The sequence below is a fragment of the Methylobacterium fujisawaense genome (assembly GCF_039619325.1).
Classification (GTDB): Bacteria; Pseudomonadota; Alphaproteobacteria; order Rhizobiales; family Beijerinckiaceae; genus Methylobacterium; species Methylobacterium fujisawaense.
On record NZ_CP155000.1, the window covers coordinates 5,183,702 to 5,208,134 of the forward strand.

25 protein-coding genes and 1 pseudogene are annotated in these 24,433 nt (G+C 63.3%); 5 read left to right on the forward strand and 21 right to left on the reverse strand.

All coding sequences use genetic code 11. The features are described from left to right. Positions 1-18 precede the first annotated feature (18 nt). A pseudogene (locus tag ABC766_RS24575) lies at positions 19-1,353 on the forward strand (putative bifunctional diguanylate cyclase/phosphodiesterase); the annotation flags it as partial. Between the two features lie 66 nt (positions 1,354-1,419). On the opposite strand, the gene ABC766_RS24580 reads toward ABC766_RS24575, so the two are convergent. Further along, entirely contained in the window at positions 1,420-1,752 is a 333-nt protein-coding gene (locus ABC766_RS24580; protein WP_043378319.1) for a hypothetical protein, read from the reverse strand. A gap of 226 nt (positions 1,753-1,978) precedes the next feature. Between ABC766_RS24580 and ABC766_RS24585 the strand changes: the two genes are divergently transcribed. Further along, a complete protein-coding gene (locus tag ABC766_RS24585) occupies positions 1,979-2,854 on the forward strand; it encodes a cytochrome P460 family protein (RefSeq protein WP_051975888.1) in 876 nt (291 codons plus the stop codon). 36 nt (positions 2,855-2,890) lie between these two features. Then, positions 2,891-3,487, forward strand: coding sequence for a cytochrome P460 family protein (locus tag ABC766_RS24590; RefSeq protein ID WP_051975887.1), 597 nt, complete (start codon positions 2,891-2,893; stop codon positions 3,485-3,487). A gap of 473 nt (positions 3,488-3,960) precedes the next feature. On the opposite strand, the gene ABC766_RS24595 is transcribed toward ABC766_RS24590, so the two are convergent. From ABC766_RS24595 to ABC766_RS24615, 5 genes are all read right to left on the reverse strand, one after another. Then, positions 3,961-4,872, reverse strand: a complete 912-nt coding sequence (locus tag ABC766_RS24595; protein WP_139239449.1) for a helix-turn-helix domain-containing protein — start codon at positions 4,870-4,872, stop codon at positions 3,961-3,963. Continuing rightward, entirely contained in the window at positions 4,869-5,009 is a 141-nt protein-coding gene (locus ABC766_RS24600; RefSeq protein ID WP_158713259.1) for a hypothetical protein, read from the reverse strand. The genes ABC766_RS24595 and ABC766_RS24600 overlap by 4 nt, the downstream gene beginning before the upstream one ends. A 343-nt stretch (positions 5,010-5,352) precedes the next feature. Continuing rightward, a complete protein-coding gene (locus tag ABC766_RS24605) occupies positions 5,353-5,904 on the reverse strand; it encodes a carboxymuconolactone decarboxylase family protein (RefSeq protein WP_043378316.1) in 552 nt (183 codons plus the stop codon). A 45-nt stretch (positions 5,905-5,949) separates the two neighbouring features. Continuing rightward, positions 5,950-6,477, reverse strand: a complete 528-nt coding sequence (locus ABC766_RS24610; protein WP_043378313.1) for a YkgB family protein — start codon at positions 6,475-6,477, stop codon at positions 5,950-5,952. A gap of 79 nt (positions 6,478-6,556) precedes the next feature. After that, positions 6,557-6,865 carry a hypothetical protein gene (locus tag ABC766_RS24615; RefSeq protein WP_043378310.1) on the reverse strand — a complete coding sequence of 103 codons (309 nt, stop codon included), beginning with the start codon at positions 6,863-6,865 and terminating at the stop codon, positions 6,557-6,559. Positions 6,866-7,033: 168 nt separating this feature from the next. On the opposite strand from ABC766_RS24615, the gene ABC766_RS24620 reads away from it, so the two are divergent. Further along, on the forward strand, positions 7,034-7,549 hold the full coding sequence (locus tag ABC766_RS24620; protein WP_081948528.1) for a MarR family winged helix-turn-helix transcriptional regulator: 516 nt from the start codon (positions 7,034-7,036) through the stop codon (positions 7,547-7,549). Here ABC766_RS24620 and ABC766_RS34035 read toward each other — a convergent pair. The 15 genes from ABC766_RS34035 to ABC766_RS24685 all read right to left on the reverse strand — a co-directional run bounded on the left by ABC766_RS34035 (position 7,540) and on the right by ABC766_RS24685 (position 22,425). Next, positions 7,540-7,971, reverse strand: a complete 432-nt coding sequence (locus ABC766_RS34035) for a LysR family transcriptional regulator (RefSeq protein ID WP_179239981.1) — start codon at positions 7,969-7,971, stop codon at positions 7,540-7,542. The two genes, ABC766_RS24620 and ABC766_RS34035, sit on opposite strands and share 10 nt — an antisense overlap. A gap of 28 nt (positions 7,972-7,999) precedes the next feature. Beyond that, positions 8,000-8,359: a hypothetical protein gene (locus ABC766_RS24625; protein ID WP_179696548.1), complete on the reverse strand. Its 360-nt coding sequence runs from the start codon at positions 8,357-8,359 to the stop codon at positions 8,000-8,002. After that, entirely contained in the window at positions 8,257-8,793 is a 537-nt protein-coding gene (locus tag ABC766_RS34040) for a cyclase family protein (protein WP_353806844.1), read from the reverse strand. Before ABC766_RS34040 ends, ABC766_RS24625 begins: the two co-directional genes overlap by 103 nt. A gap of 54 nt (positions 8,794-8,847) precedes the next feature. Then, a complete protein-coding gene (locus tag ABC766_RS24630) occupies positions 8,848-9,216 on the reverse strand; it encodes a cupin domain-containing protein (protein ID WP_059408428.1) in 369 nt (122 codons plus the stop codon). A 271-nt stretch (positions 9,217-9,487) separates the two neighbouring features. Next, positions 9,488-10,558 carry an IS630 family transposase gene (locus ABC766_RS24635; protein WP_170867530.1) on the reverse strand — a complete coding sequence of 357 codons (1,071 nt, stop codon included), beginning with the start codon at positions 10,556-10,558 and terminating at the stop codon, positions 9,488-9,490. An 867-nt stretch (positions 10,559-11,425) separates the two neighbouring features. After that, positions 11,426-12,517 carry a hypothetical protein gene (locus tag ABC766_RS24640; RefSeq protein ID WP_139239620.1) on the reverse strand — a complete coding sequence of 364 codons (1,092 nt, stop codon included), beginning with the start codon at positions 12,515-12,517 and terminating at the stop codon, positions 11,426-11,428. Next, positions 12,510-13,562: an AAA family ATPase gene (locus ABC766_RS24645; RefSeq protein ID WP_179696867.1), complete on the reverse strand. Its 1,053-nt coding sequence runs from the start codon at positions 13,560-13,562 to the stop codon at positions 12,510-12,512. The genes ABC766_RS24640 and ABC766_RS24645 overlap by 8 nt, the downstream gene beginning before the upstream one ends. A 1-nt stretch (position 13,563) precedes the next feature. Continuing rightward, complete coding sequence (locus tag ABC766_RS24650; RefSeq protein ID WP_081948797.1) at positions 13,564-15,798, reverse strand: DDE-type integrase/transposase/recombinase; 2,235 nt, start codon at positions 15,796-15,798, stop codon at positions 13,564-13,566. Between the two features lie 205 nt (positions 15,799-16,003). Then, positions 16,004-16,792, reverse strand: a complete 789-nt coding sequence (gene istB / locus ABC766_RS24655) for an IS21-like element helper ATPase IstB (RefSeq protein ID WP_127991182.1) — start codon at positions 16,790-16,792, stop codon at positions 16,004-16,006. Beyond that, positions 16,792-18,090: an IS21 family transposase gene (gene istA / locus ABC766_RS24660; RefSeq protein ID WP_427902312.1), complete on the reverse strand. Its 1,299-nt coding sequence runs from the start codon at positions 18,088-18,090 to the stop codon at positions 16,792-16,794. The genes istB and istA overlap by 1 nt, the downstream gene beginning before the upstream one ends. A gap of 42 nt (positions 18,091-18,132) precedes the next feature. Beyond that, entirely contained in the window at positions 18,133-18,822 is a 690-nt protein-coding gene (locus ABC766_RS24665; protein WP_345819725.1) for a type IV secretion system DNA-binding domain-containing protein, read from the reverse strand. Positions 18,823-19,094: 272 nt separating this feature from the next. Further along, positions 19,095-19,487, reverse strand: coding sequence for a hypothetical protein (locus ABC766_RS24670; protein WP_286964679.1), 393 nt, complete (start codon positions 19,485-19,487; stop codon positions 19,095-19,097). A 113-nt stretch (positions 19,488-19,600) separates the two neighbouring features. Then, positions 19,601-20,401, reverse strand: coding sequence for a hypothetical protein (locus tag ABC766_RS24675; protein ID WP_286964678.1), 801 nt, complete (start codon positions 20,399-20,401; stop codon positions 19,601-19,603). After that, positions 20,401-20,895 carry a DNA-binding protein gene (locus tag ABC766_RS24680; protein WP_345819726.1) on the reverse strand — a complete coding sequence of 165 codons (495 nt, stop codon included), beginning with the start codon at positions 20,893-20,895 and terminating at the stop codon, positions 20,401-20,403. The genes ABC766_RS24675 and ABC766_RS24680 overlap by 1 nt, the downstream gene beginning before the upstream one ends. Positions 20,896-21,216: 321 nt before the next feature. Next, complete coding sequence (locus ABC766_RS24685; protein WP_286964676.1) at positions 21,217-22,425, reverse strand: IS701 family transposase; 1,209 nt, start codon at positions 22,423-22,425, stop codon at positions 21,217-21,219. A 678-nt stretch (positions 22,426-23,103) separates the two neighbouring features. Here ABC766_RS24685 and ltrA point away from each other — a divergent pair. Further along, positions 23,104-24,336 (forward strand): group II intron reverse transcriptase/maturase, encoded by a 1,233-nt coding sequence (ltrA, locus tag ABC766_RS24690; RefSeq protein WP_345819728.1) that lies wholly within the window; start codon positions 23,104-23,106, stop codon positions 24,334-24,336. Positions 24,337-24,433: the final 97 nt, after the last annotated feature.

Sequence of the window (24,433 nt, forward strand, 5' to 3'; positions counted from 1 at the left end):
CTGCTCGGGATCGCCGAGGACGTGACGGAGCGCCGCGCCGTTGAGGCGCGGATCGCTCACATGGCACACCACGACCCGCTCACCGACCTGCCGAACCGTGCCTGCTTCCGCGAACGTCTGAGCGACGCGCTCGAGCGACAGCATCGTCATGCCGAGCCGGCGGCCGTGCTCTGCCTCGATCTCGACGGGTTCAAGGCAGTCAACGACACGCTGGGACACGCAGCCGGCGACGCGCTGCTGCGCGCGGTGGCGGATCGCCTCCGGCACTGCGTGCGCGAGGAGGACTTGGTCGCCCGCTTCGGCGGTGACGAGTTCGCCATCCTGCAGGCGAGCGCGCCGTCGCCTGAAGCTGCGGGCCAGCTCGCCGCGCGCCTGGTCGAGTGCTTGGCGCAGCCGTTCTCCATCATCGGTCAGAAGGTGGTGATCGGAGCGAGCCTCGGTATCGCGATGCTGCCGGGCGACGGGACCACGCCGGACCTTCTGCTCAACAACGCCGACCTCGCGCTGTATCAGGCCAAAGCGGAGCGACGCGGCACGTTCCGGTTCTTCGAGCCGGAGATGAACGCCCGCATCCAGGCGCGTCGTACGCTGGAGCGCGAGCTGCGCGAGGCGCTGAACACCGGCGCCTTGGAGCTGTTCTACCAGCCGCTCCTGAACCTGCGGGAGAACCGCATCAACGCCTGCGAGGCGCTGCTGCGCTGGCGCCATCCCGAGCGTGGCTTCGTCTCGCCGGCCGAGTTCATCCCGATCGCCGAGGAGACCGGCCTGATCGCGCCGATCGGCGAATGGGTCCTGCGCGAAGCGTGCCGGGAGGCGGCAACCTGGCCGGGCGAGATCAAGGTCGCGGTCAATCTCTCGCCCGTGCAGTTCCGTCAGCAGAGCCTCGTCCCGGCCGTCGTGTCGGCCCTGGCGAACGCCGGGCTCGATCCCAGCCGACTGGAGCTGGAGATCACGGAGTCGGTGCTGCTCGCCGACAGCGACGCCAACCTGGCGGTCCTACACCGGCTGCGCAACCTCGGCGTGCGCATCGCCATGGACGATTTCGGGACGGGCTACTCCTCCTTGAGCTATCTCCGGACGTTTCCCTTCGACAAGATCAAGATCGATCAGTCCTTTGTGCGCGAGCTCGGTGTCAACCGCCACTGCGCGGCGATCGTGCGGGCGGTGGCCGGACTCGGTGCCGATCTGGGCATCACGACAGTGGCCGAAGGTGTCGAGACCGCGGCGCAGCGCGATCACCTGCAGCATGAGGGTTGCGACGAGATGCAGGGCTACCTGTTCAGCCGTCCGCTGCCGGTCGCCGATCTGCGGCAGCTGATCGCGGCGACTGAACAGGCCGCGCGAGCCGCCTGACGATCGCGCGCGCAACCCGGTTCGGACGAGGGCCGCATATGAACCTGCAGCCTCGTCGCACGTCGCTCAGGCTGTGCGCACGCGTTCAGGAAAGGCTGGTATCGCGCTCCGCGGGATGTGAGAGCCCTGATTCGCTGCCCGGCGTCCGCTCGCACCGCGCCCGCTCGGACCCCCGTTGGAGGCGGCCGCCGCTCGCATCGTCCCGATGCGCCCGGCGATGGTCTGCTCGGCCGCACTCGCGATGGCACGGGCGATCTCCTGGCCGACCTGATCCTGGTCGTCGGCGGCAGCGGCGACGGCGCGCGCCGTGCCACTCGACTGCGCGATCGTCGCCGCGATACCGCCGACCGCGTCCGTTGTGCTTTGCGCTGCGGCATGGATCGCGTCGACCTGACCCATGCTCCGGATCGTGAACGTCGCCTCTTTTTCGTGAACGCAATCGCGCGTCGGCGCGGGCACCCTTACGCGTCGCCTGCGAACCGGGCGTGATCTTGCAGAGGGCTGGTCGTGTGCCTCATATCTCGGGCTGGCCCGGCAACCGGCCAGGAACACGCGCGCGTGCCGAACCGTCGAGCTTCGCCCTGACGCGCCGTTCGGGCCATGCCGCAATCCGGAGGATCCGAAAATGTTCTTCATGTCTCGTCATCGCTGGACGCTGCTTCGGACGGCCGGGGCTGTCGCCCTGATGGTCGGCTGTGGCGGGATCCAGAGCTCCGAGGCGCAGACCACGCCGCCGCCCGCGGCCGGTACGGCGCGGTCGGGGCAAGTACCGCCGCCCCAGCCGAGCGGCGAACCGCAGCCCCGACAGACCCAGTCGCAGGAGCGCACCCCGGAGCAGCTTAGGCAGACGCCACCCCCGCAGCAAAGCGGCGCAGCCCGGCAGAACCAGCCGCAGGAGCGGGCTGCGGCCGCGGCCGAATCCGGTCGTCCGCCGGCCCAGCCGTACACGGTCGACGGCAGGCGGACCCCGTACGTCGCCGAGTACCTGCCGGACGGCCGGCTGGTGCGCCCGATCGGCTGGCGCGAGTGGCCGTTCATCGGCACGCCGCTGACGCCGAACCGGCTCAACCTACCGGAGGCGCCATTCCCGGAGTTTCACATCGTCTATGTCGAGCCGACTGCTTGGGAGCACTTCAAACGGACGGGAGAGTTCCGCGAAGGTACTGTGATCGTCAAGGAGCTCGTGCGCCAGCAGATCAACAGCACGACGGACCCGGCAAACGGCGCGATCACGGAATCGAGCGGCAAAGGCTATTTCATGGCAGAGTATGCCGGTCTCGAGGCGGCTGTGAAGGACTCGCGTCGCTTCGCGAACGAACCGGGTCAATGGGCCTACTTCTCCTTCGGTCACGTGCCCGAGGCACAATACGCCTCGGCGACCGAGGTAAAGGCCGTCGAGACCTGCAATGCCTGCCATGCTGCAAACGCCGGCCGGGATTTCGTATTCATTCAGCACTACCCGGTGCTGCGTGGCTTGCTGGAGCGCGTCGGCAAGAACTAGGGGCCCAAGCGCTCGGCGTTGTCAGTGGAGGATCATATGTTCCGTCGCCGTCTTCCCTCGGCTACTCTTCTTCTAACCTGCGGAGCGACGCTCGCCGCGGCGACAGGCTTGCTCGCCCAACAGGTACGGTCCGCGAACGTTGCAGAAACCCCGAGGGCGTCGGTTGGGCTGGTCGACGTCGCCGGCACCATGCGTCTACCTCTCGACTATCGAGCGGCTTACCAGTTCCTCGGCACCTGGGCTGTCGCCTCCGATACCGTGCCAGGCTCGAAGGAGATGCATACGGTCTACGTCTCTCCGGGCGCGATCGACGAGTATCGAGCCAACGGCCGGTTCAAAAATGGCACCGTCTTGGTGAAGGAGGTGTTCAACGCCGAGAGCGAGGACATGACCACCGGCCGGGTGAGTCGGGCCGCCGGTCTAGCCGGTTGGTTCATGATGGTGAAAGACGATCGCGGCAGCTACCCGGGCAATCCGCTTTGGGGTGACGGGTGGGGCTGGGCATGGTTCGACAAAGGGAGCCCGGACAAGACCAAGACGCTCGACTATCGCCAGGAATGTCTGGGCTGCCACACCCCGGCGCAAGCCACCGACTGGCTGTACGTCAAAGGTTACCCAGTCCTTGCCCGCTGAGGCCACGCTGCTGCTCGATCAAGCTGGATGGCACATCACGACGAAGCTCGCGGTTGTTGTCATCATCCTAGCGCCATTGCCCTCGACCTCTGCTGCGACGCCTGCAACGGGCTCGTCGACTGATCCCCGCGCATCACCTCCATCAGCCTGAGCGAATGGGCCAGGCGCTCTGTTCACTAAGAGGTCCGAACAACCTGCCGCCGCGTGATCTCGTAAGTTTCATCTTTCTTATTTATTGGCAGGGGGCATTTATTGTCTTCGATTGATAAAACAAAAAATATCTAGTTAATGTATATCATAATTACAATATCGATATATCACGGGACAAAAGTAATTATTTAATGTATCAAATTAACTAAAGCAATATGCAATACTCGTTGCTGGAATTTATCCAGACGTGCATGCAAAGTCCTCTCCGAAAAAATTGAGAATCCTGCTGCAGCCGTCGCTTCGGTGTGGAGTGTCAGAAAAATTCACGAGAGCCGCTCCCGTCGATATGCACTCGGCGTACAACCAATCTGCTTGCGAAACCTGGTCGCGAAGTGCTGCGAGGAGTGGAATCCGCACGCAAAGGCGACCTCGGTGATCGAGCGGCGCGGATCGAGCAGCATTTCGCACGCGCGTTCGATACGACGGCGCATGAGCCAACGGTGGGGAGGCAAACCCGTTGCCTTGGCAACAAGAGTCGTGAGCTTGCGTGGAGATAGCTGCGCCGCGCGAGCCACGTCCACCAGCCTGATATCGTCGGCCCAACGCGATTCCATGTACTCGATCGCCCTTCCGACGGCGGGATCGAAACGGCTACGGCGCGGACCGAGGGATTCCCAACGGACTGCGCCGTTCATGGACGAGTGCTGCCGAAGAAGATGGACCGCAACCTCCAGTCCCAACGTATCGATGCGAAGACGCGATAAAGGTCGAGCCATGCGCATTTCAGCCAGCATCTCGACTTCAAGGCGACGAAGTTGCCAGTCAGGAACGGCTCTGGGGTCAATCGATCCTGTTGGCGCAGCAGACGAAACTGAATCCCCGGACTCGACTATATCGCCAAGCGACGGTTCAGGTACGTAGATATTCAGGGTGCGAAATCCGCCGATCGGAAGCCGCGGGTGTTCATCTAGACACACCAAGTAAATGCTACTTAGTGATTTTTGAGTATGAAATTGATAATTATCGTCTTGCAAAATGTCGCAGTCGAATGTGCAGAACCGAAGTGTCAAGTCATGGTGCTCGCGGTTCGGCTCGGCCCAAGGCTTCCAAGCCTCATCGTCGTTGCGCGTCTGGAACGCCACGGATTCGGTGTACTCTGCTCGTCCCTTCGGCCGCTTGACTGGTTGGCTATCCCGGCCTTGTGCCAAAAGGGCGATGATCGCCGGCGTGTTCACGAGCAGTCCCCCCTCCGATCCGGGCGCCCATAGTTCAGCGCACGCGGCACGAAGCCGAGCGCCTGTTCGACGTCGGCGAGCACCACCTTCGAAGCTCCGGAGCAGAGGTCGGTAGTATGGACGGTGAACTGGATCATAACGGGGTCTTCCGGCGATCTTGGGCGGGGGCGTGGATCGCCCGGAACGGCCGCTAGTGCACAGACGCCAACGAACGCACCACGTGCCTGTCCGTTAACTTGCTGCTATCGATGCGAAAACGGCGCTGCCTTGTGTACGCTTTGTCGGCGTCAGAGCACTAGCTGGACCTCGTCATACGATCGGAGAACGCAGCGCGTCGGGCTGGAGCGCTCTCCGCCGAAATGAATGACGGTCCGGTTAAAGAGAGTGCGTCGAAACGGAGCTCATGCGCCCCACGGCGGTGATCCGCACTCCCACGACGGAGCCAGAGCCCATGTGCCGAGGCTCCGGCTCCGCTCGACGTCAGCCCGCGATGCGCGTGGCAGGCCCGATATGCGGGAAGTCGACCTCGGTCTTGAACACCTCGTTGACGTAGTTGGTCAGCACGTTGACCGCGACATGAAGCACGATCTCGACGATCTGCGCGTCCGTGTAACCGACCCTGCGCAAAGCCGCGAGGTCGTCCTCAGCGACATCGGCGCGGGTGACCGCGATCTTGCGGGCGAAGTTGACCGCCACATCCGCGCGGGCGTCGGTCGAGCGGCCTGTGCGGTTGGCCGCGATCTCCGCCTCATCCAGCTTGCGGTGCTTGGCGAGCGCCGTGTGGGCGGCGTTGCAGTAGTCGCAGCCGTTGACGTTCGCAATGGCCAGCGCGATGCGCTCGCGCGTCGCGGGATCGAGCGTACCCCGTGCGAGAGCACCGGAGAAGGCCAGCACGCCTTCCAGGCCGGCCGAGCTCTGCGCGAGGACCTTGTGAAGGTTCGGTACGACACCGAGCTGCGTTCTCACACCCTCAAGCAGATCTTTGACGCTACCGGTCGCCGTGACCGGGTCGATGGAAGCGATGCGTTGCATGGTGGGTCTCCTCATTAATGGTCGGTATCCGAGGCCGGCGACAAATCAGTCGCGACGGTGACGGATCGCCTTGAGCGAGTCGGCGGCAATCCAAAGCGAAATGGCGAGCAGGCCGACATCCTTGAGGAGGAACTGACCGATCGACACCGAGATGGCGGGGAAGCCGAGCTCCGGCGCGGCGACACCGGGCGTCGACGCCATAAAGCTCAGGGTCGTGACGAAGAGGCCGGCCGACAGGAGACCGCCGAGCGCGGAGAGCTTGGGGTTGACGAGCCGCGCGGCGACGAGGGCGCCGATGCTGAGTTCGAGCACGCCGAGGAAAGCCGAGAAGCCACGCACGCTGAAGATGCTGTAGAACCAGCTCAACAGCGGGCTGTTGCCGACCAGCGGAACCAGTCCTTCCGCTTCATAGGCTGTAAACTTCATTCCCCCGAACCAAGCGTAGATGACGGCGAGCGAACCGTAGAGCGCCGCTCGGGTCAGGTGATCCCCGTACCGCTCGATCGCAGTCAAAGCCGGACCGACTTCGACAAAGGCGCCGCTTCGGCCGGAAACAAGAGAGTGATTGGACATGGGAATCGAGCTTTCTATTGCGAAGTTGTGCCGGCGGAGACGAGATGCACCTTCGCCGTCCAGGAGAGGGTACGACGCATCACCGCGCCGGAACTTCAAAGCGGGCGCCCCGGACGTCGATGGCTCGCGTCGGGTTCCGAGCCGTCGATGCCGTGGTCGCAGGCTGTCCGGAAGAGGCGGTGTAGGCGGTGGTCCGACCGTTGCTGCGCAACGGGGCAGGGCCCGCGCCGTTCGGGGCGGCGGGCGTGATCTCCCGGGGGTCGATCTCCGGCGCGACGAATTCGTGGCCCCAGGCGGTGAAGGTGCGGCTCTGCTGGGCCGCGGCCGGCAGCGTGGTGGCGGTCAAGGCAAACGCGACCGTGAACGCTGACATCGTGCGCATGAACATCTTGGATCTCCGTCGAGCCTGAGCGGGTCTCTGCCGCGATTGATTCGAGGCGGCGAATGGCGCCGCTCGTTGAACAAGTTTTATATAAAACCATTTTCGTCCGCGGCACGTGCGCCGGCGCACATGATGTGATATCAAACTTCTTGGAGGTCCGGCTCGGCGGCTCGCATGAGCGCTCGCTCGATCTATATCCTAGAACCAGCTTCCGTTTGGAACCACGACGTGCCCTCGTCCTTCAAGCTGACCCCCGTCGCGGCTGCAGCCATCGAGCAGGCATGCATCTGCGTCGCCGTCCAGCGCGCCGCCCGCGTGATCGGGCGCGAGTTCGACGCGGCGTTCCGAGCCGTCGGTCTTTCGAACTGGCAGTTCACACTTCTCACCGTGCTCGCCTGTGCTGACGGACCGACGATGCGTGAATTGGCCGATGAGCTTGCCCTCGATAAAAGCACGCTCACGGCCAACATCAAGCTGCTCGAGCGGCGTGGGTTGATCACGATCGAACCCGATCCGGACGATCGGCGTGCCCGGCGCGTTCACCTAACAGAGGTGGGCCGTGCCCGTCTCGACGAAACCGTTCCACTGTGGGAGCACATGCAGGCGGAGTGTTTGGCTCGTCTCGGCGAGGCAAATGCGGGCTCGCTTCGCCGAGCATTGGCGAAGTTGGCGGACCGTGATCAAGTCTGAACCCAAGTAGGCCGTCCGTATGGTCGTTGTCGATACTTGCATGAGTCGGGCTGTACGCGTCGAGAAGCTGACACGCTTGTCCCGCGGCGATGGCTGCGACCAGCTCCCCGAAGCGATCCCATTCGATCTATGTCGAGGGCGAGTGCGGAACGAACCGTGTGTTCGGAATCGACGATGATGGACCGTGCAGCACTCCGCAGCCGATGCCCGGCGATCGTCGGCTCTACGCCACGAGCCGACCCATCGAACAGCGAAACCGGCAGCGTGTCCTCGAGCGCACGAATTCGACGGCTCACTACGGACGCCGGCGATCCGAGTACCTCGGCGGCGCACCGAATGCTTCCAAGCTCGTTGACCTGAAGCGCGATATGCAACGATACGAGATCAATCGGGGTGGCTTCAAGCCGGCCTCCCGATCGCACGGTGCTTCCAGCCCGACGAGCCAAAGCGTCATCCGATCCGAGCGGGGCTCAGCCCCACGTCCTCCGCGGACCGGCCGGCTCGATTTGGCAGGTCGCTATCGCCGGCGGCCGGCATTAGGGCGAAAATCCGTGCGGGAAAGCCCGCGCTCTGCTTCATCTTTGGCCAACTCGCGACCGGCAGACAGCCGCACATGTGCACCTGATCGAGATTGACCGTCAGCTCGACCTGCCGGCGGGGCAATCCGAGAGCGTAGGCTTCCAAGAACACGGCGCCTCCGCTGACGATCACGTCCGGGTCGGTATCGGTGGTGTCATACCCGGAAGCGGTGATGTCTCGTTCCTCATGCACGTAGGCAGGAACGTCGCGGCTCCAGCCGGGAAGTGGCACATGCCGGCCACATGCCGGTTCAGCATGCCCTCCTGGCTGGGCCAGCGACGCGACCAGTCGGTCCGCGGCGCGACGAAGGCGCCCGCCGGCATGGGTCCGTTGTGTCCTTCCCAGGCTCGGACATCCTCAAGCCTCGCACGGTAATCCGGATCGGTTACCGTGTGCTCGCCGATGATCGACACGACGAGCGGAAAGACCAGCTCTGCACCGCTATCCGATGCAGGAAGCGGGGGACCCGCACGAACTGAGCTGGCGGGTCGACATGCGCGCCCCACTGGCCCTGCAATCGCCACTCCTCGGCAAGGAAGCCGTGTTTCTTGCTGCCCACGCCGGGATCTTGGTGGTAGATCACCGTCCGCTGCGCCGGGGCGAAGCTCGAGCGGTGGAGAATGTCCACGTCGAAGGCATGCGCCAGGTCCCCCAGCGCGCCGCACGCAGTTGCGGCAGCAGCGCCCAGAGATCCTCGACCGAATGCGGGTCGTGCCCCATCAGGCGACCCGGCCGAGCTCGCGAATGGTGTGCTCATTCTCGACGTTGCCGGTGTTCAGCGTGGTGTTCGGCTCCAACAGCACGACATGGCACTCGTCGGTGAGCGCCTCCGGCAAGTGCTCGGTCCCGTGAGGGACGATGATGAACTCGCCCGGATCGAGATCAAGCGCCGGCCGGTCGCGGAAGCTCATTCGCAACCGACCCTCGACGACGAGGAAGAGTTCGTCCTCCTGGTCGTGCTGGTGCCAGTGAAAGGAACCCCTAAACTTGGCGAGCTTGACCTGAAAGTCGCCCAGGTCGCCGGCGATCTTGGGGCTCCAGTGGTCCGAGAACGTGCTGAACGCCTTCGCGAGGTTGACCTTGTCCATGATGTCGCTCCTTGCTGTGGAGGGCTCTTGTTGCAGCCCCACGCGGCCGCGAGCGCAGCCCGGATGGCCTCGAACTGGTCGGCGAGCGCGGACGATTGGGCCTGGAAGACGCCATCCAACACTGCCGTGCCGACCGTGAACGCGACGGCCCCCGCGCATAGGGCCTCTATCACCCGCTCGGGCCGATCGATCAAGCCCGCGACGACCACCGGTTCGGCACGGTGTCGAGGCCGCGTTGCCCGCCTTGCGCAGCAGGCTCTAGTGCACTGACTCAGACGGATGGTTCAGGGGATCGGCCGACGGCTTCGAGGATATCGGTGGCGGGCTTTGTCCAGACGAAGGGTCTGGCGCGCTGGTTGTGCTCGGCGATGTAGCGTTTGATCGCCGCCTGCAGATCGACGACGCCGGTGAAGGAGCCTCGCCGCAGCCGACGACGGGTCAGCGCTGAGAAGAAGCCCTCGACCGCGTTGAGCCACGAGGCCGAAGTCGGGGTGAAGTGGAACGTCCAGCGCGGGTGCCGGGCGAGCCAGGCGCGCACCTTCGGATGTTTGTGGGTAGCGACGTTGTCGAGGATCGCGTGGATCGCCTTGCCGGACGGGACAGCAGATTCGACGGCGTTGAGGAACCGGATGAACTCACCGTTCCGGTGGCGCTGCATGCAGCGGCCGAGCACGGTGCCCGCCAGGACGTCGAGGGCCGCAAAGAGCGTCGTGGTGCCGTGACGGGTATAGTCGTGGGTCTGGGCGGCAGGATGGCCGGGGGCAGGCGGACGGTCGGGGCGCGTCCGCTCCAGCGCCTGGATCTGGCTCTTCTCGTCGATGGACAGCACCACCGCGTGGGCGGGTGGGGCCATGTAGAGGCCGACGACATCTTCGACCTTGGCGGCGAAAGCGGGGTCGCGCGAGCGCTTGAACGTGCGCAGCCGATGCGGCTGGAGGCGGTGAGCCTCCCAGATCCGCTGCACGGCACGCAACGAGATCCCGACCGCGCGGGCCACGGCCCGGCCGGTCCAGTGGGTGACCTCGCCCGGCGGCTCCGAGCAGGTCAGCGCCAGTACCTCGGCCACCGTCTCGGTTGAATGGGGCGGCGTGCCGGGCGGGCGCGTCTTGTCGCGCAGCAGACCTTCGACGCCAGCCTCGGCGTAGCGCCGCTGCCAGCGCCACACGGCCGGGCGGCTGACGCCCGCCCGCCGGGCGACGTCCTGGACACAAAAGCGCTCGGCCGAGAGCAGGACGATGCGGGCACGCTGGGTATGTTTGAGCGGGCGGGAGCGGTCGCTGGCGATCGCAACCAGTCGTGCCGCATCGCTCGCATCGAGAAGCACACAGACCGTCTGAGCCATGGCCCAGACTCGCACGTCTCATCGGACGCGTGAATCCTCTGTCCGCGTCACTGCACTAGGACGTGAACGCCGAGGACGCTCCGTGCACCTTGTCGCGCAGCATCGGAGCGGCGAGCGCGTCACGAGGTGGCATCGCCCCCCCTTCAAGCCTCGACCCGGATCGCGGCGGGTCCGGCCTCGAACCGGCCGACGATGGCGGCCTGTGCGAAGCCCGTGTCGGGCTCGGAATAAATTGGCACCGAAATAATCTGAGCTCTCAAGCGATCTCACCGCCGACGACACTCTTATTCTGTCACCGAATGCCGGCGAATTGACACCAAAAAGCAGTTCGAACAAATATTCTGACACTGGATCGACCGCACGATAGCTCCTCATTGACAGGGTGAAAGCCAGCTTTATTGAACCGACCGATAGACACCGAGCGCAGAACGGTTAAACAGCTGTAGCTACGCACGCTCTAGCCAGATTTCGGACATATGGATTCGGCGCGGCGAGCCTGTTCACATCACGACTCCGCACCTGATGTTGCAGCAGTTGAGAGACTGATTTCGAGGGAGTGGGACATGGAAAGGGCATCACCCGCGCAGCCGCCCCGCCGTAGCACTCGCGCGGAACCCTCAAATCAAAATACGAGCAAGCTTAATATTTTCGACGACGCATCCGGCCGTCCACAATGCAACATGATCTCTCAACTTGCGCGGGAAGATCTGTTTTTCAAGGCATTGTACCACCCAGGAGTGAGACTCCTGCTGGAATTCATCTCGGATGATTACAAGACGATGCGCGACATCGAACGAGAGATATTAGGAAAAGACGAAGCCGAGTCCTGCCTCAGGAGAGTCGCAGAACTCGAAATTGTTGAAAAAATCAAGACTGAAATGGGCCCGGCATATCGATTACGCCCACGGGCAATGATTCCGGTTCACGATTGGCTGGGACGCCTCTCAGGAAACTCTGGTATTTAAAGGAAATTGATCGCCAAGATTCCGAAGAAAAATCAGGCCTGACCCTGCGAACAACCATGTAGTTTTTCTCGTCAATTCCCATAATTCTAAAGATACGCCTCTCCATCGATCGCTTAAGCTTTCCGGAAGGGAGCAATTTTACTCGACAACGTACTTCCATGAACGCCGCAAACCAGCCCAATTTAATGCTACATTCTTCATGAGACCGGACTATATCTGCGATTATGCCATCGAGACAAGAGGGATATTCGAGCGCAAGCTCAAGGCCGCGGAAAGTTGCAAATGCCCCATGTGGCAAGATACGGCCTGCGACAATGAAGGATAGACTGGCGAGAACCGAGAAGAAGGCGAGTTGCTCGCGGGCAGTTGAATGCGCAATTATGGCCGGCAACTGCGTGAGGGCGTTCGCGTCGCGACGCAGCACGCCGACCATTAGCTTGGCCAACTCCTGTTTCCTCTCTGAGGCGTACCGGGGCGCGACCATACGCAAATCGATAGCGCAGTTTTGACACAGATAGACACTCTCGATTCCTACCCAAGAAAGCGACTTCTGACATGTAGGACAGATTTGAACAAAACATTCCCCAGTGTCCGGATCGCATGGAAGGCAGGCGACTTGCCAGTGCGCCCTGATCCAGGGAATACCATCCGATTTGAGCATGCCGGGTGCCACTCGCCGCCGATGTGGCTCGATGACGTCCAAGCCAGCGTCCTGACCGAAAAGCTCAAAGCCGTTCTTACCTTCGGCAAATGCATCATTTGCAAGCTTTTGCAGCTCGAGACCCGCAAGGTCCGCAAACGTCTCGAGTTGGTATCTGCGAAGCGGGACAGAAGCTAAGCTATTCGCGTCTACCTGCAGGCCAAAACGCAGAAGCATCTCGACCGATATACGTTTTATCCGAGCGTAGCGCACGACTACACTTCTTAGGTCCTCCCCAGGTTGTGCTTGTACGGTTCGACGCAGCCGCGCCGCTGAAGGAGGCACGTCACTCATCGTAAAGCGTCCTTCCTTTGCGTCGCTTCCTATCGTCCAAATTGATGCGCATTGCGTCCTCGACCGACAGCGGAATATTGGGAAGTTGGAAATCTTTGACCCAAGGATTTACGCCATTCATTGTAGGATCGTCGCCATGAAGTAGATCGAAAGCTTGATTTAAATGCTTGATAGACAACGTCGAAGGCATCGTTCCCTCAGCGCAATCGGCGAATGCCAAATCAGTCGCAGCGCGAGTGAGCAGGGTGAGCCGCCCAAGACGGCCGCGCGTTGCAAAAAATGTCGACTGTAACCAATCCTTCGTCGACAATCCCGGCTTCTGCAAGAACGGTAGCTTGTCTTCAAATTTTTTAATTACACTAGCGAACGCAATTTGTTCTTTCCGCGCACGGAACGGCAGCGGCTTTAAGAGTACTCTTGGACCCGCACGTTCCTTAACTGCCTCATGTCGCGAGAACAATTCCTCTAGGAGCGGAGAACCGGTGATTGCGATCGGAAACGTTGCTGCATTCTGCATGGTTATGAGCATACTTCTGGCTGCATCGACTGCCGCAGAAGATCCACTTCTGAACAAATTCTGGTACTCGTCGAGCGCGACAAGCGTGACGTTGTTGTCATTGGAAATATCTATAGCGCGCTGAATCGCGTCACGCTCACGTAGGGGCGGCTCATACCTGCGGCCCCGTGCGCTCACACGCAAATCCTCGAAGAGGCGCAACCATCGGGTCGCAACACCTAGCGGTGTTTCCCCGGCAGAAAGCTCGAGGTAAACGATCAAATGGCCGTTGCCTTCGATGAGCCGCTGAAGCCCCTTTCCGACCTGTGTGCCAGTAAGTTCTTCGATGTGACGTTTTAGAATTTCGCTTTTGCCGCAACGTGAATATCCGCGTATATATCCTACGGATCCTTCCCTGCGCCGATTCGGAGCGAACGTGAGGTGCTGGAGAGCCTGTGCGGCGATCTTGATCGCATCATGCCGTATAAAGATCCTGTCTATGTAATCCAGCCGCTTCTTGTGCGGAAGCTCGTGAGGGAATATTGCCACCTCAATCCTCCTCACCGAGGAGATCGCTCATATCTATTTCATCGGCAGGCATGTCATCGTAGATATCGACGATGTCCTCATCATCCGTATTTATTGCATTTATATTTTCTTCGCAGACCGCCTGGCTTTTATCTTGCGCCGCCAATTGGCCGAACAGATCAAGCGCAGTGCCGTCACGAACCAGACGCGTCAAAGCATGTTTACATACGCCGTCGACCATCACGCCGGTAAATCGTGCAGCGGTAACTGCACCGCGAGATGAACCAAGCTTCGAGGCTTTGTCGGTTTTGATGCCCATGCATCCAATCGACCGGCGGAACAGCGCCGAAAATCCATCCTCATAGTCGATCTTCGATTGCGGATTCTTTTTCTTCTGGCGAAGAAGCGCCTGTACAACTTCGTCCTGCCAAACAGTCCTGCCGTGTGCTGCCGCTGCGGTACAGGGAACAGCAATCTCTGAGGGAGTATCAGTATTAGGAACGGACACGAATATAACGCCGACGTCTCGTAGTGAAATTCTGCCAATCAGCGGAGTCATAGAGTTTTTGCGAACTCCGAAATTACCCGACGTACGGCGGATGCTCTGAAGCTCCGGGGATTGATAATGCTTGTTGCGCCACTGTATCCCCTCCCGGCCAGCGTTCACCTTTACCTCAATGGAGGCAAGAACGTCTACGCGAGCTTGTTCATCAGGAGTCAGAAGCCTAGGCTTATAGTTTCGCAGACCTCGCAGCCAGCGTTGCTCCGGGGTTTCCCAATCAAGACCTCTTTGGGGTCTGCGAGCGTAAACAGTGATAAAATATTCGTGCAGAAGCGCAACGAAATCATCTAGTTCAATAGCCGCCTCCTTCGCGGGGTTTGCAGCACCCCTGTCACGAGGGCTTGATCCGGTTCTTCCTTTAAGCCAAGAGACGAAATCATTCTCGAGCGTTCCAAAAAATCGTTCAATGTATGGTTTATCGTCTGGAAATCTGGGTCGCGCCAGCTCGAAGCCAATTCCAACTCTGCGGAGAGATCTCGCCATCTGTCTGCCGACGTACTCCCGTGCGCGATCGAACCGGACCTTGGTAGGCTTGCCATGTGCGAGCAGTGAGCCGCTGATATGCGGGAAGCGTTGAGCCACGTAGGTCTTTTCCTGAACGCCATGAGCAATGCACATCAAAGAAGGCAGCAGACCAGTACCTTCGAAAGACGGGTAGAATCCAACGGGATAGCCCGAGTAAACGTCTATCGCTAAAGTTATGTCCAATCTGCCTAACGCCGATTTTGACAACATTTGCCCGAGTTCTGTGCTTCCTAAAATGGGGATGAGGTCGATCGAGTGATGGTCAAGCTCCCAATGCTGATTGATACGTGTTGGCCGGACGAGTTTTCCGACGGCACCGAATTCCAAGTCCGCCGCATGTTTACCCTTTGTAGCTGCAAGCCGTATCCATCCGTCGTAACGATTGAACTCTGAAGTCACAGTTGTTGTTCTTACTGGCGGTATTTGGAGACTCTCCTCCAAATTTATTTCTTTAATTTTGGTGTTTACTTGACCGCGGATAATACCTGGCCGCAAGGCATGAGGTAGAGTGTCGGCTTGTTCACGAATGATCGTGGCAATAAGGTCCAGCACACGTTGGGATATTTTACGGTTGTATGGACGTTGGTAGTTGCCGTGGACGTTCGCCATCGGAGAGCCCTTCTTAAGCTCCGATCTCTGCAACCAACGCAAAATGCTGCGGGCCGATCGCATGGCCGGTGGATGAACGTCCTTTGGTAGAGCAGCATCTACGATTTCGCGAACAATCAATGCATTCGTTTCGTTTCGCGCGAACCTCTCACCTCGTTCTTCGGCGTCTCGGATCCTGCGCGCAAACTCTTCGACATATAAATCCTTCAATCCTGCAACTTCTCGCGCTTTTTTAGGAAGCGCCTCAAATTTCTCGTCATGCCTATACGACTCAGGCTCTGCATTTAGTCCGGCGATGTTTTTTCTACCAGGCCTTTTTATTTCGCCGAGCGCAATTTTGTGAATATATTCGGTCGGCAGCAGCTCAATCAGCCGAGGAGGGCCGGTTTCGGATTTGAAAATAAGTGGCGCACACCCTTCATCTTTATGAAGGAAACTAAACGGCCTTCCTTCGTAGATAATGAAAGCCCCGACCTCAAGATCGTCAGGTACAATATGATCTATGGTGACCGGCTCGATTGAGTCTTCGCTGCTCAGGTCCGCTTCCATGACGTCCGTCATACCTCGTCCCTCCGTCTGCCGGTGAGGAAGACAAGGCTCTCGTCTCTAGGGATTTCGTGGAGATCGATCCCGAGGAGGCCCTCACTTACACGCGCCAGAACCGTCCCCCGCGGGTCCTCTGCTTCACGCAGAACAGCTTTCAAGCGACAACCGGAACTGACCCCTTCGCGTCACGAGGATCTGACCCCCATGCCGGTTTCCTCGCCTAGACGGGCGTGGGGTTGGGGACGATAGCGGCCCTCTGTAGAAGTCCGCTGCGACGCTTCTCGCGCAGGCGGTAGCTGTCACCGCGGATGGTGACGACGTGGCTATGGTGCAGCAGCCGGTCGAGGATGGCGGTGGCCACCACCGCGTCCCCGAACACGCTGCCCCACTCGCCCACCGCCCGGTTCGAGGTCACCAGCATCGCGCCGCGCTCGTAGCGGCGACTGACGAGCTGGAAGAACAGGTGCGCGGCATCCGGCTCGAACGGCAGGTAGCCGAGCTCATCGATGATCAGCAGCTTCGGCTTGGCATAGTGCGTCAGCCGCTCCTCCAGCCGCCCCTCGGCGTGCGCCTTGGCCAACTGCGCCACGAGCGTCGTGGCTGGGGTGAACAACACGCCGTAGCCGGCCACGATCGCCGCACGCCCGATCGCCACCGCCAGATGCGTCTTGCCCACCCCGGGTGGTCCGAGGAGCAGCACCGCCTCACCGTTGGCGATGAAGCGGCCGGTGGCGATCTCGCGGATCTGCGCCTTGTCCAACGAGGGCTGTGCGCCGAAGTCGAAGCCGGTCAGGTCGCGCACGAACGGGAAGCGGGCCAGCCCGAAGGCCATGTCGATGCGCCGCTGATCGCGCCGGGCGATCTCCCGCTCGCAGAACAGCGTCAGCGCCTCGCGGATCGTCAGTTCGCCCCGGCCGGCCTCGTCGATCAGGCTGTCGAGTTGGTCACGCATGGCCGTCAGCTTCAGGCGGTCGAGCAGTACGGTGAGGTGATCGTGTTCCTCGCTCATCAGAAGCCTCCCCCGGCGACAGCCTCGTACTCGGCGAGCGGACGCAGCAGTTCCGGCGTCGCCACGAGAGGAGGCGGGTCGCGCCGATGAGCCGGTCGCTCACGGCTACCCACGAGCCCGGCCAGATGAGCGTCGTCGACCGCACGGCCGTGACGTCCCTTCAGTTCGGCATGCGCGGCGACCTCCCGTCCGCCGTGGTGGACGCGCACCACCGCTCCGCTCACGGTGACCCGCACCCGCTCACCGATCAGCCGCCAGGGTACCGAGTAAGCGTTGCCGTCGACCGCAACCGCGCAGTCCGCTCCGACCCGGCGCACGAGATCGCGCGCGGCGGAAAACGGCGGCACGCCCGCGAGCGGCCGTAGCGCCCGAGCCTCGTCGCGGGCGAACCGCTCGCCCGGCGCCTCGCCGGTCGTGCCGTGCACGCGCCGGTCGGCGACGTCCCGCGTCCAGGCATCGAGATGCGCCTCCAGGGCTGCGAAGCTCGCGAAGCGGCGGCCGGCCACGGCATTGTTCTTGACGTAGCCGACGCCGCGCTCGTCCTTGCCCTTCGTGCGCGCCCGGTACGGGGCGCAGGCCCGCACCCGGAAGCCCCAGTGGCGGGAGAAGGCGTGCAGGCGCGGGTGCAGGACGACCTCGCGGCTCACAGGGTCGTGGTGCAAGACCAGGGCGCGAGCGTTGTCGAGCAACACCTCGTGTGGCACGCCGCCGAAAGCCCGGAAAGCGCTCTCCAGCCCGGCGAACCAGTCCTCCTGCCGTTCGTGGCCGAAGGCACGCACGTGCAGGCGGCGCGAGTAGCCGAGCGTCGCTACGAACAGGGAGACCCGAGTCGGCACGCCGCCGATCTCGACGCGCCGTTCGCCAAAGTCGATTTGCATCTGCTCGCCCGGCCGCGTCTCGAACCGCACGCTCGCCCGCGCGGCGATCACCAGATCCCGCCGCAACGGCGCGACCGCCCGCTCCACCGTGCGCAGGCTGACGTGGATGCCCTTCTCGGTCGCCAGATCCTGGCGCACGACGTCGGCGTTGCCCGCATGCTGCCGGAAGCGTTCGACCAGCCAGTCCGCCAAGCCGTCGAGCTGCTTCGAGCGCGAGGGCGTCGCGCAGGGGCGCCAATCCCCCCGTCGCAGCCACTGCTTCACCGTGTTCTTCGAACAGCCAAGCTCGGCTGCGATCCGCTTCGCGCCCCAGCCGAGCGCCTGCAGCCGCATCATCGCCGACACGTCGTCCGGCGTCTTCATCTCGGCCCTCCACGGATCGTCCATCCGCGTCAGAGCCTGAGCCTCGTTCCTGATCATCTCGACCTCCTCGCTCATCGAGGGGGTCAGATCCTCATGGCGTCAGGGGGTCAGTTTGCCGTGTCGCCTGACAGCATCCTCCCCTTCGAGGATGTCGGCCAGGTCCGACCAGCCCCAGAAGGCGCCATGCGCGGCGTAGAGACCCTTGATCACGCCGACACCGACTTCACGGGCCCCGAGCGCCCAGATCGGTTCGCGTCCGTCGGCCGGCATCAGGATGGCCCAGAAGGCGCGGATCGCGTCCTCTTCTCCACCGAGATCGGCCGCGAGATCCCAGGCCCAGGAGCGCCGGTCGCCGGTCGTCAGCAGATAGAACTGTGCATCGGGCCACGTCTCGACGACGTCGCCCTTGGTGTCGTGCAGGATGATCCGGTCGCCACGTGCGCGGGCCTGCATCAGCACCGTGTTGATCAGGACCGTCTTGCCCGAGCCGGAGCGGCCGATCGCCAGGATGCCGTCGGTTTCGCGCTTGCGCGGCAGGACTAGATCGGCGGTCAGTGCCAGGCCCGGGTTGTCGATGGCCAGATCGTCGGCAAAGCGGGTGGCGGCGTACCGGGTCGCGTCGGCGTACTCGAAACGCTGCCCGCCACTGACATGGACCGCTCGATGCCGGAGCGGTGTCCGCGTCCGGACCCGGAGAGCCGTCGGCAGCGTCATGAGACCGGAGCAGAGGATGACGAGGCTCCAGCGACCGAGAAGGCTGTCCGACTGATCGCCCGCGGTCGAAAACACGACGGATCTCGCACGCGTTTCCCCGACGCCGAACCCGGCCGCCCGATAGCCTCGCGCCACCACCTCGTTGAGAGCTCCGTAAGCACCGGGTAGGCTGCTCCAGCCGAGGCGCAGCCGCGTCTGGAGTGACTCCGTTCCCCAGGCCCTCGGCGGCATCAGACCGAACGCCACACCGAAACTCGCCGACGTGCTGAGAGCCAGCAGAGTGGCGCCGGTCCAGAACGCCGGCCAGGGTGAGCGAACCCGGACCGTGGGATGTCGTCGGGCCACGATTAACCTCCAACCGTGAAGCGTTGCAGGATGGCCAGGCCGGCCACCAGGATGGCGGCTGCCCAGACGCTGGTGATCGCGAGAAGCCACAGGGTCAGACCACGCGGCGACTGGTCGGATATGGAGAACCGCACGCTGTGCTTGGCCGGTTCGATCGGATCTGGATGCCGGTAGACGCGCTTCGGTATCGTCGGTCGACCGGGGTCCGGGACCGGCAAGCCTTTCAGCTGAGCAACGGCGCGATGGGCGAGCGTCTCCTGTTCCTGAGGCGATAGCTCGGCCACACCCTCTGCCGTGAGGGTCGCGACCTCGGCGACGGGCCCGCTGCGCTCGATCGATGCCCAGAGCGCGGCTTGATCTACCGGGGTCAGATCGAGGAAGGCTGGAAGGCGCATTTTCCGAGCGAGCTCGTTCACGGGAAGGCGAAGGAGACGCTTCCGACAATCGGCCGACCAAGCCCGCCAGCGCGCCTCCTGAGGGCCCTCAGAGGAGGTTCCTGCGCTCATGTTCACGCCTCCGACACTTTGCGCTTCGGCCGGGGCCTGGACGCCTCGGTCACCTCGGGCAGCAGGGCATCGAGCGGGCCGATCAGATCCTCGTCGAGCCAGCGCTCCAAGAGTGCCAGGGAGCGGATGGCGGGGCCGGCGGGCAGACCGAGGCCGATGAGTTCCTCGGGCGGCATCTGCGCCACCTGGGTCAGGGGCCCCAAATTCTGGAGATGTCCCCACGCGGGCGCCACCATGCGCCGCAGCCGTACGGTCTCGATCGGGGGGCCTTCACCGCGCGCCTGTTCGAGCTGGCGCGCGATGATCTGATCGCCCTCGACGAAGGGGGCGATAAATTCGTTGAGGACCGCGATCCGGCGCGCTGCCGGAAAATGCCTGCCGACGTCGTAGAGGTTGCTCAGACCCGACGCGAGGGCGTGCCTGTTCATCGTCAGCACGATGGCAAAGCACAGACGCTCCCCGGTGCCGAAGGTATGGCGGCCGTTGGTTTCCGCCCAGCTCAGCAGGCCGCTCGTGACGTTCGCACCAAGGTTGACGATCGCCAGCGCGTCTCCAGCCCAGCGCGAGGCGGCCTCATCGAGGGGGGCCAGCAGTGCGTCGGGATTGCGGTAGATGTCCTCGGCGGTCGGTACGCCGGCATCGATGAAATGGGTCTCCGGGTACAACACGCCCAGGCGCCGGGAGGTCTCGACCTCGTAGAGGCTGGGAACCTGGCCGCGCTTCAGCGCCGCCAGGTAGCTGCCCTCGCTGACGAGATCTTTTCCGGTCCCGCCGCGATCCCCGCCGATGAGGACGACGGCCATCACTTGTTCTCCGAGTGCAGCAGCCAGAGGACTTTCTTGACGATCCAGTCCCGCTGCTCCGGGGAGATGCGGACCTTCACCGGGCCGTGGAACGGAATGGTCCAGATGACACCGCCGCCATTGGCCGGCAGGGCCTCGAAGAACGGCCCGTAGACACGATCGGCGCGGTGCCCGGCGACGATCGCGCGCAGCGTTTCCAGCGTCAGCTGACCGACGACGTCGTTCACCGTGATGGCTGCCACCGGCTCCGCGCCGTCCACGGCGGATAGGGTGTCGCCGATCGCGATGGTGTGACGATCCTCGTCCTCCTCCATCCCGTCGATCTCGAGGTTCTGCAGGGCGAGCAGCGTCTCCTGCCGCCAGCGCCGCAGATCTCGTGACACCGTGCCCATGTTGCGGCCGGTTCCGAGGGTGATCAGGACGCTGCGAACCGAAGGCTCTTGGCCGGCCTCCAGCAGGGCCATCGCGGCCCGTTTGACGTCATCGTAGCTCACGTGACCCTCCATGTTCCAAACACTATATGGAACGCGTTCCACAGCCGCGCAAGGCCATGCTACGGGCGTCGTGAAGGATGTCTGAAAACGTACGCTAACATTACAGTTGCGTTTTGTGGCTTTTCTGTTTGCGGCTTGTCGTGCCGGTCTTACGGCGTCGATGCGGTTTGGCGTCTGAGGCGCGGCGTTTGAGATGGGCGTTTCGGGCGGCCGCCTGATGTGCCCGTCGCCAGAGCGACCACGCGATGACGTGGGCGGGCTGGATGCGCCGCTGCGCCAGCCGCACGGCGATGCGGCGGATCTCCTGGACCGACCAGCGGATCAGGGATCGCGTAGCCTCGGCCGGGCTCGGCTTTTTGGGGGCGTCGCGTTGGCGTGATGGCGGATCACCGCCAGCAACGCGAAGGCCAGCATCACCAGGCTGACGTGCCGGTGCCAGCCGTGCCAGGAGCGGGTCTCGTTGTGGGCGAGCCCAAGCTCGGTCTTGGCGGTCTCGAACGCATCCTCGATCGCCCAGCGCCGTCCCTCGACCGCCACCAAGGTCGCGATCGGTGTGCCGGCCGGGCACCACGTCGTGAAGTACGCCCGCTCGCCGTCAGCCAGGCTGCGCCGGATCAGGAGCCCCCGCGTCCACAGGCCGTCCTGGTCGTCGTCGGCGCCGTCGAGGTCGGCCAGTTCGCAATAGGCCCAATCGTACAGCCGCGCGCCCTTCGTGCCCTCGCCCGCCGACAGACGTGTCCAGGCCGACGGAGCGAGGCCGTCGGCGATCGCCTCGGCAGTGCCAGCCACCGGCGGCTTGCCGGCCCAGGAGTTGAACATGTGATCGGTCTTGACCCCGAGCACGTAGCCCTTGCCCGCGCGCCGCAGCGCCATCTCGATGTCGCCGACCCCGTACACAGTGTCGGCCGCCACCCAGGAAAACGGCACGCCGGCGGTGATCGCTCGCTCGATCATCGCCAGGGCCAAGCCCGGCTTGGTCGAGAAGCCCGTCCCCTCCGGCACGTGGGCGGCGGCCAATCGGGCCGGATCCGAGGTCCAGGTCTTGGGCAGGTACAAGGCCCGATCGATGAACGCGTGACCGTGCCGCGAGGCGTAGGCCGCGAACACGCCGATCTGGCAGTTCGTGATCTTGCCGGCCGAGCCGGTGTACTGGCGATGCACGCCGCACGAAGCTTTGCCTTGCTTGAGGAAACCTGTCTCGTCGAGGACCAGGACTGCGTCCGGATCGGCCAGGGTCTCCAGGGCATAGTCCCGCACCACGTCGCGCAACGCATCCGCATCCCAGCGCCCGCGCCCGAGCACGGCCTGCTGACGCCAGGGCCCGGGGTCGCCCGCGGCTTCCGCCCGCATCCAACCGGTCTTGCGCCGCTCCGCGCCGAGCAGCCCGTCCAAAAATGCCCCGGCCGAGGCGGCGACCCGCTCCTGGGTGAACAGGGGCCGCATACGACCCTTCACGTCACGCAGGGACGAGGCCCAGAGCTCCAGCGTCGCCTCGATTGAGGTCCCCGAGGTCCATGATGTGCGAATCATGGTGACGCAATGAGTCAGAACATCGTCAAGAACGCAACTGTAATGCTAAGAGGCGACGCCTAGTAATTACTCAGTGCGCCGGGAGACCGGCAAGGAACAGATGGTGGAAGTCCATCACGATGAAGGTGTAGCGAACCGCATCGGCCCTGAGCCGTGCGTCGGCGTCCGTGAGGGCGTCGGCGAAGCGTCGGCAGGGGAGCGCATAGGCCAGCTATCGAGCCACGAAAGTTACATCTCCCGGGTGCCGACGGCGTTGGGTAGTCGGAAGGCAACACGGACAGGCGCGTCATCGCGAGTGCCTGTCCGACCCGGCGTGGTCGCAGACCCTGGCATGTGCGGACGTTCCTTGTTCGGGAACCGGGAGATCTCCCGATCGGCCGATGGCCGTCGTGGCGGATCGGTCCGTGGCGGGAAGGCGAGGAGCCGAAGCCGCTAATGAACGATCGGGAGAAGTCTGATCCCGGCATAGTAGCTGTGAAGCCGACGAACAAACCCGGGCAGCCGGGGGCGGAGCCGGTGGAGCCAAGGCCGGGAACCGAGGGGAACGCGAACCGGCAAAGCACGCTCCGGACCCAGGGCCGGGCTGGCGTGACACAGGCGCTGGAACGCGTACGGCAAGCGGCAAAGCATGGGAGAACGGAACGGTTCACCGCGCTCTTTCACCACATCGACGTCGACATGCTCCGGGCGGCGTTCCTGGCGCTCAAGCGCCGGGCCGCCGCGGGCGTGGATGGCGTGACGTGGGAGGACTACGAGGTGGGGATCGAGCTTCGGCTCGCAGATCTCCACGACCGGGTCCATGGGGGAGGCTATCGCCCGCAACCGTCCCGCCGGACGTATATACCGAAGGCGGACGGCCGGCAGAGGCCGCTGGCGATCGCCGCGCTGGAGGACAAGATCGTCCAGGGTGCGACCGCCATGGTGCTGAGCGCCATCTACGAGGAAGACTTCCTCGGGTTCTCCTACGGGTTCCGGCCCGGACGAGGACCGCACGATGCGCTCGACGCCCTGGCGGTGGCGATCGACAGACGCAAGGTGAACCACATCCTGGACGCCGACGTGGAGAACTTCTTCGGGGCGATCGACCAGAGATGGATGATCCGCTTCCTGGAGCACCGCATCGGTGATCGGCGCATCCTCCGCCTGATCCAGAGATGGATGAAGGCGGGGGTGCTGGAGGACGGGATCGTCACCGTCGACGACAGGGGGACGGGGCAAGGATCGGTGATCTCGCCGCTCCTGGCCAACGTCTACCTGCACTACGTCTTCGATCTCTGGGCCGAGCGCTGGCGACGGCGGGAGGCCCGGGGGGCGATGATCGTGGTGCGTTATGCCGACGACCAGATCGTCGGCTTCGAACGCGAGGACGACGCCCACCGCTTCCAGCAGGCGATGCAGGCGCGGTTGGAAGCGTTCGCCCTGAAGCTCAACCCGGACAAGACCCGACTGATCGAGTTCGGCCGCCATGCGGCTGCACGCCGATCGAGCCGGGGCCTGACCAAACCGGAGACCTTCGACTTCCTCGGGTTCACGCACATCTGCGGCCGGTCCCGTAAGGGGCAGTTCCTCCTCAGGAGGATCACCCGGGCTGATCGGAGACGTGCCAAGCTCAGGGAGCTGAAGGAGGAGCTTCGGCGACGCATGCATCAGCCGATCCCGATCCAGGGAGCTTGGCTGAAGCAGGTGCTCACCGGCCACTTTGCCTATTATGCGGTGCCGACCAACAGCCGGGCGCTCTCGGCGTTCCGGCATTGGGTGGGCGACCTCTGGCGACGCACGCTCCGGCGGCGCAGCCAGAAGGATGCACTCACGTGGGACCGTATGGCGAGGCTGGTCGGCGACTGGCTCCCACCACCCCGCATCCGTCATCCCTGGCCCAACGTCCGCTTCGCCGTCAAACACCCGAGGTAGGAGCCGTATGCGGGAATCCCGCACGTACGGATCTGTCCGGGGGGCGCTCCGCAAGGAGCGTCCCTACCGGGAACGGGGTGGATCGGTCGGCGGCGGA